Raw genomic sequence first — 16,929 nt, forward strand, 5'->3', positions numbered from 1 at the left:
CACGTAATCCTGGTTTCAAGAAGGCGGCGATACGCCAAGGTTCAGCCGGTAAGGTTAAGGTCAGGCGAGCAGGCCGGCGTTGGCCAGCGCGCGGCGCACGGTCTCGTGCTGCGCTTCGGCCAGCGGGGTCAGCGGCAGGCGGATGCCGCCGGCCATCTTGCCCATCTGTTGCAGCGCCCACTTGACGGGAATCGGGTTGGCCTCGACGAACATCGCGCGGTTCAGCTCGATCATTTCCATATGCAGCCGGCGTGCGGTCACCACATCGCCGTTACGCGCCGCCACGCACATCTCGTGCATCTTGCGCGGCGCCACGTTGGCCGTCACGGAGATATTGCCGTGGCCGCCCAGCAGGATCAGCGCCACCGCGGTGGGGTCGTCGCCGCTGTAGATCGCGAAGTGTTCCGGCGCATCCTTGATCAGCTGCGCGGCCCGGTCGATGTTGCCCGTGGCCTCCTTCACGCCGACGATGCCCGGCACCTGCGCCAGGCGCAGGATGGTGTCGTTGGTCATATCGGCCACGGTACGGCCCGGCACGTTATACAGCAGCACCGGCAGCTCCACCGCTTCCGCGATCGTGCGGAAATGGCGGTAGATGCCTTCCTGCGTCGGCTTGTTGTAGTACGGCACCACCTGGAGCGACGCATCGGCACCGACCTTCTTGGCGAAGGCGGTCAGCTCGATGGCTTCCTTGGTGGAATTGCCGCCCGTACCGGCGATGATCGGGACGCGCTTGTTGGACTGCTCCACGGCCACGCGGATCAGTTCGCAATGCTCTTCCACGTTGACGGTCGGAGACTCGCCCGTGGTGCCCACAATCACGATGCCATCGGTGCCTTCTGCCGCATGCCAGTCGATGAGGGTGCGCAGCGCGGGGTAATCCAGGCTGCCATCCTCATGCATCGGGGTGACGATGGCCACGATGCTGCCGGTAATCTGTGTCATAGCTTAAGGAAACTCGGGAAATCGAATATCCGGGATTGTACCGGAACCGTCAGCCGCTCCGGACTCCCCCGGGGTGAGGGGAAACATCAGGATTTTCAACGTGTGAAGCGCCCTGCGCGCTGACACGGGCCGGGCGCACCGCCCGACCGGCCAGCCTAGGGCCGCGCCGGCAGCCTGTAGCGCGGTGGCGCGGTGCCCGGCGCGCCGCCCGTGGACTCGCGCACGGCACAAATCCGCTGGACGAACGCCGTTTTCGGCACTTCTACCACCCCGTCCTCGTACCCCACCACGCGGAGGGTTCCGCGCGCCATGTCGAGCAATTCGCCCGATTTCAGCAGGAAGTCGGGCCGGGACGGCTTGCCGACGGTTTCGTTACCAATTGCAAATGTTTCATAGATCAGCACCCCGGCAGGCGCCAGCGCCGCCAGCAGGTGCGGCCAGAGGGGGCGGTGTAGGTAGTTGGTGACCACGATGGCGTCCAGCGGCGCCCCGTCCGCCCCGTCAGTCACGTCCCCCAGCGGCCAGCCGTCCTGCTCGAGATCGGCCACCCGGCCCACCACGCCGGCGGGCAGCCCCGCCACGGCCTCGGCGTCGCGATCCACGGCCAGCACGTCAAACCCCTGCCCCGCCAGCCAGGCCGCGTGGCGCCCGCTGCCACAGGCGAGATCGAGCACGCGGCCGCCCGGCCGGATCAGGTGGGCCCAGCGGGTCACCCACGACGAAGGCGCGCCCAGTGGCGCGTGCGCGAGCGTCATGGCGCTTATTGCAGCAGGAGGATGATCGGCCGGAGCATCAGCTCGACCACCGACAGCAGCAGACTCATCACCGGCTGCATCCAGACCCGCGTGATCACGCCCGCCGCCACCAGCGCCAGCACCACGAAGATGCCATACGGCTCGATGCGGCTGACGGCCGCCGCCACGCGCTGCGGCAGGAAGGCGGTCAGCACGCGTCCCCCGTCCAGCGGCGGGATCGGAAACAGGTTGAAGGCGGCCACGACCACGTTGACGATTACCCCGGCGCGCGCCATCTGGCCCCAGAACGGCTCCTGGACCTGCGCCCAGGCCAGCCCGATCACCACCAGCGCCCAGATGAACGCCTGCACGAGATTGCTGGCCGGGCCGGCCAGGGCCACCCACATGCCATGCCAGCGCGGGTTGCGCAGGTGGCCGAACACTACCGGAACCGGCTTGGCGAAGCCGAACACGAACTGCCCGGCGGTCAGGAAATACAGCAGCAGCGGCACCGCCACCGTGCCGATCGGGTCGATATGCCGGATCGGGTTCAGGCTGACGCGGCCGAGCCGGTAGGCCGTGTCGTCGCCGAAAAAGCGCGCCACATAGCCGTGGGCGGCCTCATGCAGCGTGATGGCGAACAAGACTGGCAGGGCGTAGACCGCAACGGTCTGGATGAGCGAGGAATCCATGTGCCCTATTCTATCCGTGCAATGGCGCCCGCAGGCTGTCCGGTTTGTGTCAAAGCGTGGCCGATTTTCAAAGCGTGGCGGACAGCCCGAAGCGTTCCACATCGCCCCGGCCCAGCCGCACCAGTTCCGGCTCGCCGCCGCTCAGGTCGATCACGGTGGTCGGCTGCGCCGGCGCCGGGCCGCCGTCCACCACCAGGTCGAGCTGTTTCTCCAGCCGGGCGCGGATTTCGGCCGGATCGTTCATGGGTTCGTCATCGCCGGGCATCTGGAGCGTGGCCGAGATCATCGGCTGGCCCAGTTCGGCCAGCAGCGCCAGCGGCACAGCATGGTCGGGCACGCGCACGCCGATGGTCTTGCGGGCTGGGTGCGACAGCCGGCGCGGCACTTCCTTGGTCGCCTCGAGGATGAACACGTACGGCCCCGGCGTGGCGCCCTTGATCCAGCGGTACTGGCGGTTATCCACGCGCGCGAAGTTGCCCAACTCGGACAGGTCGCTGCACATCAGGGTCAGATGGTGCTTGTCGTCGATGCCGCGCAGCCGGCGCAGGCGCTCCACGGCCGTCTTGTCGTCGAGCGGGCAGGCCAGCGCGTAGCTGGAGTCCGTCGGCAGCGCAATCAGCCCGCCCTGGCGCAGGATCTGCGCGGCTTGCTTGATCAGGCGCAGCTGCGGGTTGACCGGGTGAATCTCGAAGTACTGGGACATTCAGGGATCGTCGGGGGCGGAAGGCGGGGCGGGCGGACGGCTACCAGTCGTGCCAGACCGGGGTAACGTCCGATGGCAGCGGCGGCAGCGTGCCGATATCGACCCGGCCCTCGCCGGGACCATGGAAATCCGACCCGCGCGAGGCCAACAGGCCGTAGTGGCGCGCCACATCGGCATAGCGGCGGAACTGGTCGGGCGTGTGGCTGCCGGTCACGACCTCCACGGCGCGGCCCCCCAGTTGGGTGAATTCGTCGAACAGCGCGTCGTGCTGGGTGGCCGTGTAGTTGTAGCGGCCCGGGTGGGCCATCACAGCGACGCCGCCGGCGTCACGGATCCAGCCGATCGCCTCGGACAGCTTCGACCAGCGGTGCGGCACGAAGCCGGGGCGGCCATCGGACAGATATTCGCTGAATACGTCGCTGATGGTCGCGCAATAGCCTTCATCCACCAGCCAACGCGCAAAATGGGTGCGCGAGATCAGGTCAGGATTGCCGACATGGCGCAGCGCGCCGGCGTAGGCATCGTGGATGCCGACCTTGGCCAGCGCCTCGCCGATATCCTGGGCGCGCCGGGCGCGGCCGTCGCGGGTTCGGGCCAGGCCGTCGATCAGGCCCGGATGGAAGGGATCGATCTGCAGGCCCACGATGTGCACGGTCTGGCCGGCCCAGGTGACCGAAATCTCCACGCCAGGCACATAGCGCATGCCGAGTGCCTCGGCGGCGTCGCGCGCCTCGCGCTGGCCGCCCACCTCGTCGTGGTCCGTCAACGCCCAGAAAGCCACGCCACCGGCATGGGCGCGCGCGGCCACGTCACGTGGCGCGAGCATCCCGTCGGACACGGTGGAGTGGCAGTGCAGATCGGCGTTGATGGCGTGCGGGTTTTGCATGGTGTTCATTCTACTCCTGGCAGGGTCTTTTAGCCCTGCCGCCAACGGTGGCGTGCCCGGATTCCCAAGGCACGCAAGGTATGATGGGGCCTTGTTCCGCTCCCCCATGCGCCGCGCGCCACCTGGCGCCCGCCGCGCACCTGCCTCGATCATGTCTTCCACGCCCTCCCCGCTCGCTCCCCAAGAAACCACGCAGACCGATGTGCTGATCGTCGGCGCCGGGCCGGTCGGCCTGTTCGCCGCGTTCCAGGCGGGCGTGCTGGGGCTCAAATGCGAGCTGATCGACGTGCTCGACCGGGCCGGCGGCCAGTGCACCGAGCTCTACCCCGAGAAGCCGATCTACGACATTCCGGCCGTGCCGGGCTGCCTGGCGCAGGACCTCGTGGACCGGCTGATGGAGCAATGCGCGCCGTTCGCGTTCCCGATGCACTTCAGCCAGCGCGCCGACAGCGTCAGCGAGCACGCCAGCGCCGACGGCCATCCGCGCCTGCTGGTGACCACCGACGCCGGCAAGCGTTTCGACGTGGCGGCAGTGCTGGTCTGCGCCGGCGCCGGGGCCTTCGCGCCGCAGCGCGTGGCGCTGCCCGAGGCCGCCGCGCTCGAGGACCGGCACCTGCACTACGCCGTGCGCGACACCTCGCGCTTTGCCGGCCGCCGTGTGATCGTGGCCGGAGGCGGCGATTCGGCGCTCGACTGGGCGCTCGCGCTGCGCAAGGTGGCCGGGCGCGTGACGCTGCTGCACCGGCGCGAGGGCTTCCGCGCCGCCGACCACACCGTGGCGTCGATGCGCGCGGCAGTGGCGGCCGGCGAGATGGACTTCGTCGTCGGTATGCTCGGCGGCCTGCAGACCGATGACGCCGACCGGCTGACCGCCGCGACGATCAAGACCCGCGACGGCGAGCAGACGCTGCCCGCCGACGAACTCGTGGCGCTGTACGGACTGGTGTCCGAGCCGGGGCCGATTGCCCAGTGGGACATGGACATGCGCGCGGGCCGCATCATGGTGGACACCACCACCTATGAAAGCTCGCGCCGCGGCATCTTCGCGGCCGGCGACATCTGCTTCTATCCGAACAAGCAAAAGCTGATCCTCTCCGGCTTCCATGAGGCCGCGCTCGCGCTGCGCAAGGCGTACCACTACGCCTTCCCGGAGAAGTCGCTGGTGCACGTGCACACCAGCAACAACGCCGCGCTCAAGGAGAAGCTCAAGCACGCGTGAGGCTTCATCCCGACTCGTCATCAAGCGAGAAATTCCTCGATCAGCTGCGCCACCACCTGCGGCTGGTCGTGGTGGAGCATGTGCCCGGCGTCATCCACCGTGACTTCGCGGAAGTCCGGGAAGGCGCGGAAGCGCTCTCGGAATTCGTCCAGCGGCTGCTTGTGGGCGATGTGCTGGAGCGTGGCGGAGTCCCGCGCCTCCACGTGTAGCACCGGGGCTTCCACCTTGGCCCAGATCGCCATGATTTCGTCGATCCGATACAGCATGGGATTGGTCATCTTGTGGGCCGCGTCGCCCAGGATCTCCCACCGGCCCTCGGCGTTGCGGCGCGACCAGTGCGCGGCCAGGAAGGCGGCGCGATCGTCGGGCAGGCGCGGATTGGTCTTCTGCAGGCGCGCCGCCACGGCGGCCTCGCTCTCGTAGGTGCGCAGCTCCGGCTGCGCGCGCAGTTCGTCCAGCCAGCGCACCAGCCGGCCCGGCGCCTGGTCCGGTCGGGTGCGGGTCAGGCCGAAGCCCTCCAGATCCACCACGCGCCGCACGCGCTGCGGACGCACTCCCGCATAGATACAGACCACGTTGGCGCCCATGCTGTGGCCCACCAGATCCACCTGCCCTTCGGGCTGGTAGTGATCGAGCAGCGCCTCGAGGTCGGCCACGTAGTCCGGGAACCAGTAGGACGTGGTGCCCGGGTAGCGCGTCGGCAGGTCGGTCTCGCCGAAGCCGCGCCAGTCCATGGCGATCACGTGCCAGTCGCGCGCCAGCGCATCGACGAGGAACTGGAACGAGGCGGCCACATCCATCCAGCCGTGCAGCATGAACAGCTTGGGCGCGCCGGGCGTGCCCCAGTGGCGAACGTGCGTGCGCAGGCCGCGCAGCGTGATAAATTCGGAACGCGAGGTTTCCGTGATGGTCATGGTGTCTCTACCCTTCTGTCTCTGTATTGCCAGGTCTTCTCGGGCGCGCGGCGGATGGGGGGCCGCGCGGCAGCCTGGATAAAAATAGAACGATCGTTCGCCTGGCCGATTATAGCGATCCGCCCGGCCTGACGCCGCAAAAACATCGGAGACAACCGGATGACCGCCTTGCCGGCTACGCGCCGCGATGACTATCGCGCGCTTCATGACGCGTTCCGCTGGAACGTGCCCGAGCACTTCAACCTGGCCGATGTCTGCTGCGGCCGCTGGGCCCGAGACCCGGCCACCATGGACCGCGTGGCGGTCTACACCGAGCACGAGGATGGGCGACGCGACGCCTACACCTACGCCCATATCCAGGCCGAGGCCAACCGGCTCTCCCGCGCGCTGCGCGCGCTGGGCGTGGGCCGGGGCGACCGCGTGGCCATCGTCATGCCCCAGCGCATCGAGACCGTGATCGCCGGCATGGCGGTCTACCAGCTGGGTGCCGTGGCCATGCCGCTGTCGATGCTGTTCGGCCCGGAGGCCCTCTCGTACCGCATCGACCACAGCGAAACCCGCGTGGCGATTGCCGACGAGACCGCCATCGACAACCTGCTCGCCGCCCGCCCGGACTGCCCCACCCTGCGCACCGTGATTGGCGCCGGCGCCGCCACGGGCCGGGGCGACCTGGACTGGGACGCCCTGCTGGCCGCCCAACTGCCTACCTTCACGGCCGAGCAGACCAAGGCCGACGAAGCCGCCGTGCTGATCTACACCAGCGGCACCACCGGGCCGCCCAAAGGCGCGCTGCTGCCACACCGGGCGCTGATCGGCAACCTGACCGGCTTCGTCTGCTCGCAGAACTGGTATCCGCAGGACGACGACGTGTTCTGGAGCCCGGCCGACTGGGCCTGGACCGGCGGCCTGTGGGATGCGCTGATGCCGGCGCTGTACTTCGGCAAGCCCATCGTCGGCTATCAGGGCCGGTTCTCCGCCGAACGTGCCTTCGAATTGCTCGAACGCTATGGCGTGACCAACACCTTCCTGTTCCCCACTGCGCTCAAGCAGATGATGAAGGCGTGCCCGGACCCGTCCACGCGCTACCGGCTGAAGCTGCGCGCGGTCATGAGTGCCGGCGAGGCCGTGGGCGAGACCGTGTTCTCGTGGTGCCGCGACGCCCTCGGGGTCATCGTCAACGAGATGTTCGGCCAGACCGAGATCAACTACATCGTCGGCAACTGCACCGCGCAGTATGACGACGACCGCCTCGGCTGGCCGGCGCGGCCGGGCTCGATGGGCCGCCCCTACCCGGGCCACCGCGTGGCCGTGATCGACGACGAGGGCCGCCCCTGCGCGCCGGACGAGGACGGCGAGGTGGCGGTCTGCGCTACCGACATCCACGGGCATCCGGACCCGGTCTTCTTCCTCGGTTACTGGAAGAACGAGGCCGCCACGGCGGGCAAGTACACCGAGCTGGACGGCCTGCGCTGGTGCCGCACAGGCGACCTTGCCCGCATGGATGCGGACGGTTATCTCTGGTATCAGGGCCGCGCGGACGACGTGTTCAAGTCGTCGGGCTATCGGATCGGGCCGAGCGAGATCGAAAACTGCCTGCTCAAGCACCCGGCGGTGTCGAACTGTGCGGTGGTGCCGTCGCCGGACCCCGAGCGCGGGGCCATCGTCAAGGCGTTCATCGTACTGACCCCGGCCGTGGCGCGCTCGTTCGACAACGACGCCGCGCTGATCGCCGAATTGCAGCAGCATGTTCGGGGACAGCTAGCCCCCTATGAGTATCCCAAGGCGATTGAATTCATCGATCAACTGCCGATGACGACCACCGGCAAGATCCAGCGGCGGGTGTTGCGACTGCAGGAGCAGGAGAAAGCGAAAGCAGCCGGGGGGGCGCCGGCGCCCACCTCAGCCGGCTGAGGCTTCCAGCCAGGCCAGTTCGTCCTCGTCGAAGCCCGCCGCGCGGCGGGCTTCGAGGTTGAACGGGCCGCGCAGCCGGGGCGCGCGGTACTGCTCGGACAGCACCGCGTAGGTCGGCACGGGGTCCAGCCCGCGCTGCGCGCACAGCCACCGATACCAGTGGTTGCCGATGGCCACGTGCCCCACTTCATCGCGCAGAATGATGTCGATGATGGCGGCGGCGGCCTCGTCGCCGGCCTCGGCCAGCTTCGCCCGCACCGGCGGCGAGGCGTCCAGCCCGCGTGCCTCGAGCGTGCGCGGCACCAGCGCCATGCGCGCCAGCACGTCGTCGGCGGTCTTGTCGCACATCTCCCACAAGCTGTTATGCGCCGGGAAGTCGCCATATTCGGCGCCCAGCGTGCTCAGATGGTCGGCCAGCAGCGTGAAATGCAGGGCCTCCTCGCTCGCCACCTGGAGCCAGTCGCGATAGAAACGCGGCGGCATGCCGGCAAAACGCCACGCGGCATCCAGCGCGAGGTTGATCGCGTTGAATTCGATATGGCACAGGGCATGAATCATCGCCGCCCGCCCCGCCGGGGTGCGCAGGGAGCGGCGGCGCTCCACCTTCTGGGGCGGCACCAGTTCCGGGCGCGCGGGCCGGCCCGGCAAGGCCAGGCCGGCAGCGGGAGCGAGTGCCGTATCCGTATCGCCGATGGCCTGCCCGGCCGTTTCTGCGGCCACCACGGCCTCGAACAGCGCCCGCGCCGCATCGGCCTTCGCCCTGGCATCGGTCATGCATAGCACTTCCAGCGCGCGGTGGCGTAGCAGGCGGGCATGCGGCAAATCGAGTCCGGCGGCGGGTGCGGTGACTGGCATAGGCGTAAAATTCCGGGGAGTCGCCATTGTAGAGCGTCGCAGCGTGTCACCACGCCGGTTCGCCGGGGTGCGCGCGCCCTTCAGTGCTCTTTTAATCGCGGCGGCCATCCCCAATTACCTCAGATCGCATCATCAGCCCCACTGCCTCAGGCAGGACCCAGGAGACCCCATGGCGCTTTACCAGATCGGCGACCTCGCCCCGACCATCCACAGCGATGCCTACGTGGCCGTCGAAGCCACCATCATCGGCAACGTGACGCTCAAGGCGCGCGCAAGCGCCTGGCCCGGCGTGGTGATCCGTGGCGACAACGAACCGATCGTGGTGGGCGAAGACACCAACATCCAGGAAGGCTCCGTGCTCCATACCGATCCGGGCGCGCCGCTGACGCTGGGCGACAAGGTGTCCGTCGGCCATCAGGCCATGCTGCACGGCTGCACCGTGGGCGAAGGGTCGCTGATCGGCATCCAGGCCGTGGTACTGAACCGCGCCGTGATCGGCAAGGAATGCCTGGTTGGCGCCGGCGCCGTGGTGACCGAGGGCAAGGTGTTCCCGGACCGCTCGCTGATCCTGGGCGCGCCGGCCAAGGTCGTGCGCGAGCTGACCGATGCCGACGTGGCCAACCTCTACCGCAACGCCGAGACCTACGCGAAGCGCCAGGCGATGTACAAGACCGACCTGAAGCGCATCGACTGATGACATACCAGCGCGCGGCCCCGCCCGCGCGCCCGCAACCCGCGCCTTACCGCTAGATAGATGACGAACGTGACCGCAACCTCGAATCCCGACACCCTTCAGAAATTCCTGTTCGACGCCGCCCCGGTGCGCGGCGAACTGGTCCGCATGGAGGCCACCTGGCAAGAGGTGCTCAACCGCCATGCCTATCCGGCGCCGGTGCGGCGCCTGCTGGGCGAGATGATGGCGGCGGCGGCGCTGCTGTCAGCCAATCTCAAGTTCAACGGGGCACTCGTCATGCAGCTGCATGGCGACGGCCCGGTGCGGATGCTGGTGGTGGAATGCCTGTCGGACCTCTCGATGCGCGCCACGGCCAAGATCGCCGAAGACGTCGAGATCGCCGACGACGCCACGCTCAGGCAGATGGTGAACGTGCACGGCCAGGGCCGCTTTGCGATCACGCTCGACCCGCAGGACAAGCTGCCGGGCCAGCAGGCCTATCAGGGCATCGTCCCGCTGTCGGACGAGCACGGCCCGCTGTCGTCGATCGGCGCGGTGCTGGAGCATTACATGCAGGCGTCCGAGCAGCTCGACACGCGCCTGTGGCTCGCCTCGAACGACCAGGTGGCGGCCGGCATGCTACTGCAGAAGTTGCCGTCGTACGGCGGCACGATGGAAGTGGGCGAGACCGGCGCGGCACTTGACGAGGCTGGCCGCGCGCAGGACCTCGACACCTGGGACCGCGCCTGCCAGCTCGGCGCCACGCTCAAGGAGGAGGAGTTGCTGGTGGAGTCGCCGGACACGCTGCTGCGCCGCCTGTTCTGGGAAGACCTGCAGGCCACCGGGCTGCGCGTCTTCGAGCCGATGACGCCGCATTTTCAGTGCTCGTGCTCGCGCGCCAAGGTGGCGGGCATGCTCCAGTCGCTGGGCCAGGCCGAGGTGGAGAGCATCATCGCCGAGCGCGGCCACGTGGAGATCCACTGCGACTTCTGCGGCCAGCGCTATGAGTTCGACCCCGTGGACAGCGCCCAGCTGTTCACCGCGCCCGTGGCCACCGGTGCCGGCGACGGCGCGCACCAGCAACACTGAGCCGCCCCCGCCCGGAATCCATGATTTGAGGACACCCGCCATGCAAGCCGACCATCGCCCCCGCTCCTCCTGTTCCCGCCTCGGGCCGGCGGGCGCTGTGGCGATGCTGGCCATGGCGCTGCTGGCCGGCTGCGCGTCTCCCGTGCCGCGCGATATCAACGGCTCGCCGGCCACGGCCCGGCTGATGCCCAACGGCGTGCCGCCAGCACCGATCACGCCCGAGGAAAGCCAGTCGCTGACGCAACTGAACCAGCAGATCCTGCGCGACCAGGAAGCGGCCATCGCCCGGCAGCAGCAGGCCGAGGCATGGGCGTACGCCTATCCGAACACGAACTGGAGTCTGTACTACGGTGGGTGGGGTGGCGGCCGCTGGGGCGGCGGCGTGGGCGTGAGCAGCCCGGGATACTGGGGTGGCGGCTGGGGTGGCTACCCGTATGGGTGGTAGGCCGATAAACGCGTCGAAGCCGACTCAGTGACCGCCCTTGCCGGCAACGGAATTCGGCGGCGGCGGTAGCGGCGGCGTGGCGCTGACCTTCGGGGCCGGGGCCACGAACTGCACGAACACCTCGCTCTCCTTCACCATGCCCAGCTCGTAGCGGGCACGTTCCTCGATCGCACCGGTGCCGTCCTGGAGGTCGCTGACTTCCCCTTCCAGCTTGGCATTGCGAAGCTTGAGCGCCTGATTGTGGGTGGTCTGTTCCTGCACTTGGCGGTTCAGGTCCCATACGCGCAGCCAGCCGCCCTTCCCCAGCCAGAGCGGATACTGGATGGCGAGCAGCAGCACGAACAGCAGCAGGGAAATCAGACGCATTGGGGCAAATTGGATATCGTCAGATTGACGACCGCCACAATGATCCCTTATGCGGCCGAAGAATGCAAAATTATCGGCCTGAAAAAACGCAACACTCTGCAACACGAACGTGTCGCGGCGGGGGAGATCTCCCCGCTCCCGGGGCGGGAGGGGGAGATTCGGGACTTAGCGCAGGTTGTAGAACGCGCTCTTGCCCGGGTACGTAGCGATGTCACCGAGGTCTTCCTCGATGCGCAGCAGTTGGTTGTACTTCGAGATACGGTCCGAACGCGACAGCGAGCCGGTCTTGATCTGGCCAGCGTTGGTGCCCACGGCGATGTCGGCAATCGTGCTGTCCTCGGTCTCGCCCGAGCGGTGCGAGATCACGGCCGTGTAACCGGCGCGCTTCGCCATCTCGATGGCGGCGAAGGTCTCGGTCAGCGTGCCGATCTGGTTGATCTTGATCAGGATCGAGTTGCCGATGCCCTTGTCGATGCCTTCCTTCAGGATCTTCGTGTTGGTCACGAACAGGTCGTCACCCACCAGCTGGATGCGCTCGCCCAGCTTCTCGGTCAGCGTCTTCCAGCCTTCCCAGTCGCCCTCGGCCATGCCGTCCTCGATCGAGACGATCGGGAACTTGTCGCACAGGTTGGCCAGGTAGTCGGCGAATTGCGTCGACGACAGCTTCAGGCCTTCGCCTTCCAGCTGGTAGACGTCCTCGGCCTCGTGGTAGAACTCGGTGGCGGCGCAGTCCAGCGCCAGCAGCACGTCTTCGCCGGCCTTGTAGCCAGCCTTCTCGATGGCCTGCACCACCGTGTTCAGGCATTCCTCGTTCGACGAGAAATTCGGCGCGAAGCCGCCTTCGTCGCCCACGGCCGTGGACATGCCCTTGTCGGCCAGGATCTTCTTGAGCGCGTGGAAGACTTCGGCGCCGCAGCGCAGGGCTTCACGGAAGCTGGTCTGCGAGACCGGCATGATCATGAATTCCTGGATATCCAGGCTGTTGTTGGCGTGCGCGCCACCGTTGACGATGTTCATCATCGGCACCGGCATCTGCATCGCGCCCGAACCGCCGAAGTAGCGGTACAGCGGCAGGCCGGCTTCCTCGGCAGCGGCCTTGGCCACGGCCATCGACACGGCCAGCATGGCGTTGGCGCCCAGGCGGCCCTTGTTCTCGGTGCCGTCCAGCTCGATCAGCGTGCGGTCCAGGAACGCCTGCTCGGAGGCGTCCAGGCCCATGATGGCTTCGGAGATCTCGGTGTTGATGTGCTCGACGGCCTTCAGCACGCCCTTGCCCAGGTAGCGCGACTTGTCGCCGTCACGCAGCTCGATGGCCTCCCGCGAACCCGTGGACGCGCCCGACGGCACGGCCGCACGGCCCATCACGCCGGATTCCAGCAGCACGTCGCACTCGACCGTGGGGTTGCCACGCGAGTCGAGAACTTCGCGACCGATGATATCTACGATTGCACTCATATTTCCTCTCTGGACTGTTGAATCTGGTGACTGCGCAAGAATGCCCGCCAACCGTGACAAATCATGCCGACGATGGTCAGGCGCCCTCGACAACGATCATGTTCATCTTCGCCGCGTGCGCGCGCGACTCCCGCGCGGCCAGGTACTCCTCGCTCGCGTAGAAGGTCTTGGCGGCCTCATAGCTCGGGAATTTCAGCAGCACGACGCGCGTGGGCGCCCATTCCCCCTCGAGCGGCTCGGTCTTGCCGCCGCGCACGAGCACCTCGGCGCCGTGCGCCTGCATGGCGCGCGTGGAAAGCACCTTGTACTGCTCGTATTGCTGGGGGTCTGTCACGTCGACGTACGCGATGATAAAGCCGGCGGCCATGGGCGATCTCCGAATCTTTTGTATTGTCTTTCGATACGGCGCGTCACGGTCGGTGCAGGATGGACCATGCGGGCCGGAAACGATTCCGCCCGCGACAGGCGCGGGCGGTCATTGCCAACACTGGCTCAGGCGCAGGCCGGCCAGCTGAAGTTGTCTTCGAGGAAGCCGGCGCGCTTGGTCAGCGCATCGAGATCCTTGAGGACCGACAGCAATTCCTTCATCCGCGACAGCGGCACGGCGTTAGGGCCGTCCGACATCGCCTTGCTCGGGTCCGGGTGCGTTTCCATGAACAGGCCGGCCACGCCGGTCGCCACGGCGGCACGCGACAGCACCGGCACGAACTCGCGCTGGCCGCCCGAACTCGTGCCCTGCCCGCCCGGCAACTGCACCGAGTGCGTGGCGTCGAACACCACCGGGGCGGCGGTCTCGCGCATGATCGCCAGCGAGCGCATGTCCGAGACCAGATTGTTGTAGCCGAAGGAGACACCACGCTCGCAGGCCATGAACACGTCGTCGGGCAGACCGGCCTCGCGAGCCGCTTCACGCGCCTTATCGATCACATTTTTCATGTCGTGCGGCGCCAGGAACTGGCCCTTCTTGATGTTCACCGGCTTGCCGCTCTGCGCGCAGGCACGGATGAAATCAGTCTGGCGGCACAGGAAGGCCGGCGTCTGGAGCACGTCCACCACGGCAGCGACGGGCTTGATCTCGTCGATCTCGTGGATGTCCGTGAGCACCGGCACGCCGATCTCGCGCTTCACGGTGGCCAGGATCTCCAGACCCTTTTCCATGCCGAGACCGCGGAACGACTTGCCCGACGACCGGTTGGCCTTGTCGAACGACGACTTGTAGATGAACGGAATGCCCAGCGCCGACGTGATTTCCTTGAGCTGGCCGGCCGTGTCCAGCGCCATCTGCTCGGACTCGATCACGCACGGCCCGGAAATCAGGAAGAACGGCTGGTCGAGGCCGACATCGAATCCACACAGTTTCATGGCTGCTCCTTCTCTAGGCGCGCTCAGGCGGACTTGCCCTTGCGCTGCTGGCTGGCCAGCGCGCCTTCCACGTAGGCCTTGAACAGCGGATGGCCGTCACGCGGCGTGGACGTGAATTCCGGGTGGAACTGCACGCCGACGAACCACGGGTGGAGGCTCTCGGGCAGCTCCATCATCTCCGGCAGGTTTTCCGTCGGGGTACGGGCCGAAATGACCATGCCCGCGCCCTCAAGCTGCGGCACGTAGTGATTGTTGACTTCGTAACGATGGCGATGGCGCTCGTTCACTTCTTCGCCATAGATCTGGGCGGCTTTGGTGCCGGGCTTCACCGGTACGCGCTGGGCGCCCAGGCGCATCGTGCCGCCGAGGTCGGAATCGGCCGAGCGCTGCTCGACCTTGCCTTCGCGGTCCAGCCATTCGGTGATCAGCGCGACCACCGGATGCTCGGTCTCGAGGTTGAACTCGGTCGAGTTGGCATCGGGCATGTTCGCCACGTGGCGGGCAAACTCGATCACGGCCAGCTGCATGCCCAGGCAGATGCCCAGGTACGGCACCTTGTTCTCGCGGGCGTACTGGATCGCGCGGATCTTGCCTTCCGTGCCGCGCTTGCCGAAGCCGCCCGGCACCAGGATGGCGTCCAGCGGCTGGAGCACTTCCAGATGGCCGGATTCCAGTTCCTCGGAATCGATGTACTCGATGTTCACACGCGTGGCGGTATGCATGCCGGCGTGGCGCAGTGCCTCGATCAGCGACTTGTACGACTCGGTCAGGTCGACGTACTTGCCGACCATGCCGATCGTGATTTCGTGCTCGGGGTTTTCTTGCGCGTTGACCAGCTTCTGCCACATCGACAGGTCGGCCGGCTTCGGATCCAGGCGCAGTTCCTCGCAGATCAGGCGGTCCAGGCCCTGCTCGTTGAGCATCTGCGGGATCTTGTAGATGCTGTCGGCATCCCAGACCGAGATCACGGCTTCCTGCGGAATGTTGGCGAACAGCGAGATCTTGGCGCGCTCGTCGTCCGGAATCGGGCGGTCGGCGCGGCACAGCAGCGCCGTCGGCGAAATGCCGATTTCGCGCAGCTTTTGCACCGAGTGCTGGGTCGGCTTGGTCTTCAGCTCGCCAGCGCTGGCGATGAACGGCACCAGCGTCAGGTGCACGAAGGCGCAGTGGTTGCGGCCCATGCGCAGGCTCATCTGGCGTGCGGCCTCGAGGAACGGCAGGGATTCGATATCTCCCACCGTGCCGCCGATTTCCACCAGCGCCACGTCAGCCTTGCCCTCGTGCGAGGCAGCCGCGCCGCGCTCCACGAATGCCTGGATTTCGTTGGTGATATGGGGGATGACCTGCACGGTCTTGCCGAGATACTCGCCCCGGCGTTCCTTGCGGATCACCGATTCGTAGATCTGACCAGTCGTGAAGTTGTTCGATTTCCGCATCTTGGCGGAAACGAAGCGCTCATAGTGGCCCAGGTCGAGGTCGGTTTCCGCGCCATCTTCGGTCACGAACACCTCGCCGTGCTGGAAGGGGCTCATCGTGCCGGGATCGACGTTGATGTAGGGATCGAGCTTGAGGAGGGTGACTTTGAGGCCGCGCGACTCGAGAATGGCCGCGAGCGAAGCAGCAGCGATGCCCTTGCCGAGAGAAGAGACGACGCCACCGGTGACGAAGACGAATTTGGTCATAAACCGAGCTTGCCGGGGAAATCGGGATTATACATGAGCGGCCGTCCCGCGCGGCCCCGGAAATTGTGACAGCCGGGGTGAAACCCCGCGGGGTGCTACCCGGTTGCGCCGCATTGCACCTCCTTGCGCCCAATGCGCCGCACGGGCGCCGCCCTGCCCGCCTGCTAACCGGCGTCTACCGCGATTCCTGCCGGATCTTGCCGATCAGGTCACGCACCAGCGCGGCGGTTTCGAGCGGCTTTTCCATCGGATAAAGATGGCCGCCCTCGATGAAGCGCAGGTGCTCGCCCACCAGCCGGCGCGTGGCGCCCAGGCCGCACTGACGCACCTCGCGCGAGCGCGTGCCGGCGACGAAGCCCACCGGCACCGGCGCGCCCTGCGACACCTTGCGCCCCAGGCTGGTCGGCAGGGTCCGGTAGATCTTGTATTCCACCTCGCGGTCGAAGCGCAGCCGCCGCTCGCCAGCGTGGCCGGTCGGCTCGGTGCCATGCTCGGCGTAGTCGCTCAGGACCTCCGGATCCCATATCGCGAAATTCTTCTTGGAGAGGAAGTGATGACGCACTGCCTCGGCGTCTGGCCAATGGGTGCGGCGGTTCTTCGTCACGGCCGCCGGACCAGGCTTTTCGTCGAGGCCGAATATTTGCGAGAAACGCAGCAGCCCGGCGCGCCAGCCGGCAATCACCGGCGAGTCGAGCATGACCACCCCGCGCACCCGCGCGGGCCGGCGCAGCGCGGCCATCAGGGACAAGAAGCCGCCCAGCGAATGGCCGACCAGCCACACCGGGCGCTCGGTGCCATCACGCGTGGCGCGGTCCAGCTCGTCTAGCAATTCCTCCACGAGATGCGGCCACTCGCGCGTGACCGGGTACTTCGGGTCATGGCCGTAGCGCTCCACGGCGCGGATATCGAAATCGTCTTCCAGTGCACCGAACAGCTTCCGATACGTGCGCACCGGGAAGCCGTTGGCGTGCGAAAACAGCAGGATGTCGCGCATGCGG

Annotated in this window: 18 protein-coding genes; 5 read left to right on the plus strand and 13 right to left on the minus strand. The window is 67.2% G+C overall.

Annotated features, from left to right (window positions below; genetic code table 11):
• Positions 1–60 precede the first annotated feature (60 nt).
• The 5 genes from dapA to AB4Z27_RS01600 all read right to left on the minus strand — a co-directional run bounded on the left by dapA (position 61) and on the right by AB4Z27_RS01600 (position 3,960).
• Complete coding sequence (gene dapA / locus AB4Z27_RS01580) at positions 61–945, minus strand: 4-hydroxy-tetrahydrodipicolinate synthase (protein ID WP_092292655.1); 885 nt, start codon at positions 943–945, stop codon at positions 61–63.
• Between the two features lie 155 nt (positions 946–1,100).
• Positions 1,101–1,700, minus strand: a complete 600-nt coding sequence (locus tag AB4Z27_RS01585; RefSeq protein ID WP_092292653.1) for a class I SAM-dependent methyltransferase — start codon at positions 1,698–1,700, stop codon at positions 1,101–1,103.
• 5 nt (positions 1,701–1,705) lie between these two features.
• Positions 1,706–2,371, minus strand: a complete 666-nt coding sequence (locus tag AB4Z27_RS01590; protein ID WP_092292651.1) for a site-2 protease family protein — start codon at positions 2,369–2,371, stop codon at positions 1,706–1,708.
• Between the two features lie 67 nt (positions 2,372–2,438).
• Positions 2,439–3,074, minus strand: coding sequence for an L-threonylcarbamoyladenylate synthase (locus AB4Z27_RS01595; RefSeq protein ID WP_441592081.1), 636 nt, complete (start codon positions 3,072–3,074; stop codon positions 2,439–2,441).
• Between the two features lie 40 nt (positions 3,075–3,114).
• Positions 3,115–3,960, minus strand: a complete 846-nt coding sequence (locus AB4Z27_RS01600; protein WP_441592177.1) for a 3',5'-nucleoside bisphosphate phosphatase — start codon at positions 3,958–3,960, stop codon at positions 3,115–3,117.
• Positions 3,961–4,111: 151 nt separating this feature from the next.
• Here AB4Z27_RS01600 and AB4Z27_RS01605 point away from each other — a divergent pair, with 151 nt between their 5' ends.
• On the plus strand, positions 4,112–5,179 hold the full coding sequence (locus AB4Z27_RS01605; protein WP_441643823.1) for an NAD(P)/FAD-dependent oxidoreductase: 1,068 nt from the start codon (positions 4,112–4,114) through the stop codon (positions 5,177–5,179).
• A 20-nt stretch (positions 5,180–5,199) separates the two neighbouring features.
• Here AB4Z27_RS01605 and AB4Z27_RS01610 read toward each other — a convergent pair whose 3' ends face one another.
• Complete coding sequence (locus AB4Z27_RS01610) at positions 5,200–6,093, minus strand: alpha/beta fold hydrolase (protein ID WP_092292645.1); 894 nt, start codon at positions 6,091–6,093, stop codon at positions 5,200–5,202.
• A 159-nt stretch (positions 6,094–6,252) separates the two neighbouring features.
• Between AB4Z27_RS01610 and AB4Z27_RS01615 the strand changes: the two genes are divergently transcribed.
• On the plus strand, positions 6,253–8,004 hold the full coding sequence (locus AB4Z27_RS01615; protein WP_441592077.1) for an acyl-CoA synthetase: 1,752 nt from the start codon (positions 6,253–6,255) through the stop codon (positions 8,002–8,004).
• Here the strand turns inward: AB4Z27_RS01615 and AB4Z27_RS01620 are convergent.
• Entirely contained in the window at positions 7,993–8,859 is an 867-nt protein-coding gene (locus AB4Z27_RS01620; RefSeq protein ID WP_441643824.1) for a ferritin-like domain-containing protein, read from the minus strand. The two genes, AB4Z27_RS01615 and AB4Z27_RS01620, sit on opposite strands and share 12 nt — an antisense overlap.
• A gap of 169 nt (positions 8,860–9,028) precedes the next feature.
• On the opposite strand from AB4Z27_RS01620, the gene AB4Z27_RS01625 reads away from it, so the two are divergent.
• From AB4Z27_RS01625 to AB4Z27_RS01635, 3 genes are all read left to right on the plus strand, one after another.
• Positions 9,029–9,553, plus strand: coding sequence for a gamma carbonic anhydrase family protein (locus AB4Z27_RS01625; RefSeq protein WP_092292639.1), 525 nt, complete (start codon positions 9,029–9,031; stop codon positions 9,551–9,553).
• A 60-nt stretch (positions 9,554–9,613) separates the two neighbouring features.
• Positions 9,614–10,621, plus strand: coding sequence for an Hsp33 family molecular chaperone HslO (gene hslO / locus AB4Z27_RS01630; protein WP_177219876.1), 1,008 nt, complete (start codon positions 9,614–9,616; stop codon positions 10,619–10,621).
• A 103-nt stretch (positions 10,622–10,724) separates the two neighbouring features.
• On the plus strand, positions 10,725–11,066 hold the full coding sequence (locus AB4Z27_RS01635; protein ID WP_369823395.1) for a hypothetical protein: 342 nt from the start codon (positions 10,725–10,727) through the stop codon (positions 11,064–11,066).
• 24 nt (positions 11,067–11,090) lie between these two features.
• Here AB4Z27_RS01635 and ftsB read toward each other — a convergent pair whose 3' ends face one another.
• The 6 genes from ftsB to AB4Z27_RS01665 form a co-directional block, all read right to left on the minus strand.
• A complete protein-coding gene (gene ftsB, locus AB4Z27_RS01640) occupies positions 11,091–11,432 on the minus strand; it encodes a cell division protein FtsB (RefSeq protein ID WP_092292635.1) in 342 nt (113 codons plus the stop codon).
• A gap of 165 nt (positions 11,433–11,597) precedes the next feature.
• On the minus strand, positions 11,598–12,887 hold the full coding sequence (gene eno, locus AB4Z27_RS01645; RefSeq protein ID WP_092292633.1) for a phosphopyruvate hydratase: 1,290 nt from the start codon (positions 12,885–12,887) through the stop codon (positions 11,598–11,600).
• A 76-nt stretch (positions 12,888–12,963) separates the two neighbouring features.
• On the minus strand, positions 12,964–13,254 hold the full coding sequence (locus tag AB4Z27_RS01650; RefSeq protein ID WP_092292631.1) for a DUF1330 domain-containing protein: 291 nt from the start codon (positions 13,252–13,254) through the stop codon (positions 12,964–12,966).
• 125 nt (positions 13,255–13,379) lie between these two features.
• A complete protein-coding gene (gene kdsA, locus AB4Z27_RS01655) occupies positions 13,380–14,249 on the minus strand; it encodes a 3-deoxy-8-phosphooctulonate synthase (protein ID WP_092292629.1) in 870 nt (289 codons plus the stop codon).
• A gap of 23 nt (positions 14,250–14,272) precedes the next feature.
• Positions 14,273–15,931 (minus strand): CTP synthase, encoded by a 1,659-nt coding sequence (locus tag AB4Z27_RS01660; protein ID WP_092292627.1) that lies wholly within the window; start codon positions 15,929–15,931, stop codon positions 14,273–14,275.
• A 175-nt stretch (positions 15,932–16,106) separates the two neighbouring features.
• Positions 16,107–16,925, minus strand: coding sequence for an alpha/beta fold hydrolase (locus tag AB4Z27_RS01665; protein ID WP_441592068.1), 819 nt, complete (start codon positions 16,923–16,925; stop codon positions 16,107–16,109).
• Positions 16,926–16,929: the final 4 nt, after the last annotated feature.

Source organism: Cupriavidus sp. KB_39 (assembly GCF_052114485.1).
Classification (GTDB): Bacteria; Pseudomonadota; Gammaproteobacteria; order Burkholderiales; family Burkholderiaceae; genus Cupriavidus.

Excerpts from the sequence above, each read along its gene's own strand:
- AB4Z27_RS01625 (WP_092292639.1), top strand. The coding sequence starts at position 9,029 with ATGGCGCTTTACCAGATCGGCGACCTCGCCCCGACCATCCACAGCGAT.
- dapA (WP_092292655.1), bottom strand. The coding sequence starts at position 945 with ATGACACAGATTACCGGCAGCATCGTGGCCATCGTCACCCCGATGCAT.
- AB4Z27_RS01665 (WP_441592068.1), bottom strand. The coding sequence starts at position 16,925 with ATGCGCGACATCCTGCTGTTTTCGCACGCCAACGGCTTCCCGGTGCGC.
- hslO (WP_177219876.1), top strand. The coding sequence starts at position 9,614 with ATGACGAACGTGACCGCAACCTCGAATCCCGACACCCTTCAGAAATTC.
- eno (WP_092292633.1), bottom strand. The coding sequence starts at position 12,887 with ATGAGTGCAATCGTAGATATCATCGGTCGCGAAGTTCTCGACTCGCGT.
- kdsA (WP_092292629.1), bottom strand. The coding sequence starts at position 14,249 with ATGAAACTGTGTGGATTCGATGTCGGCCTCGACCAGCCGTTCTTCCTG.
- AB4Z27_RS01595 (WP_441592081.1), bottom strand. The coding sequence starts at position 3,074 with ATGTCCCAGTACTTCGAGATTCACCCGGTCAACCCGCAGCTGCGCCTG.
- AB4Z27_RS01660 (WP_092292627.1), bottom strand. The coding sequence starts at position 15,931 with ATGACCAAATTCGTCTTCGTCACCGGTGGCGTCGTCTCTTCTCTCGGC.
- AB4Z27_RS01635 (WP_369823395.1), top strand. The coding sequence starts at position 10,725 with ATGCTGGCCATGGCGCTGCTGGCCGGCTGCGCGTCTCCCGTGCCGCGC.
- AB4Z27_RS01590 (WP_092292651.1), bottom strand. The coding sequence starts at position 2,371 with ATGGATTCCTCGCTCATCCAGACCGTTGCGGTCTACGCCCTGCCAGTC.
- AB4Z27_RS01620 (WP_441643824.1), bottom strand. The coding sequence starts at position 8,859 with ATGCCAGTCACCGCACCCGCCGCCGGACTCGATTTGCCGCATGCCCGC.
- AB4Z27_RS01585 (WP_092292653.1), bottom strand. The coding sequence starts at position 1,700 with ATGACGCTCGCGCACGCGCCACTGGGCGCGCCTTCGTCGTGGGTGACC.
- AB4Z27_RS01600 (WP_441592177.1), bottom strand. The coding sequence starts at position 3,960 with ATGCAAAACCCGCACGCCATCAACGCCGATCTGCACTGCCACTCCACC.
- AB4Z27_RS01605 (WP_441643823.1), top strand. The coding sequence starts at position 4,112 with ATGTCTTCCACGCCCTCCCCGCTCGCTCCCCAAGAAACCACGCAGACC.
- ftsB (WP_092292635.1), bottom strand. The coding sequence starts at position 11,432 with ATGCGTCTGATTTCCCTGCTGCTGTTCGTGCTGCTGCTCGCCATCCAG.
- AB4Z27_RS01610 (WP_092292645.1), bottom strand. The coding sequence starts at position 6,093 with ATGACCATCACGGAAACCTCGCGTTCCGAATTTATCACGCTGCGCGGC.
- AB4Z27_RS01650 (WP_092292631.1), bottom strand. The coding sequence starts at position 13,254 with ATGGCCGCCGGCTTTATCATCGCGTACGTCGACGTGACAGACCCCCAG.
- AB4Z27_RS01615 (WP_441592077.1), top strand. The coding sequence starts at position 6,253 with ATGACCGCCTTGCCGGCTACGCGCCGCGATGACTATCGCGCGCTTCAT.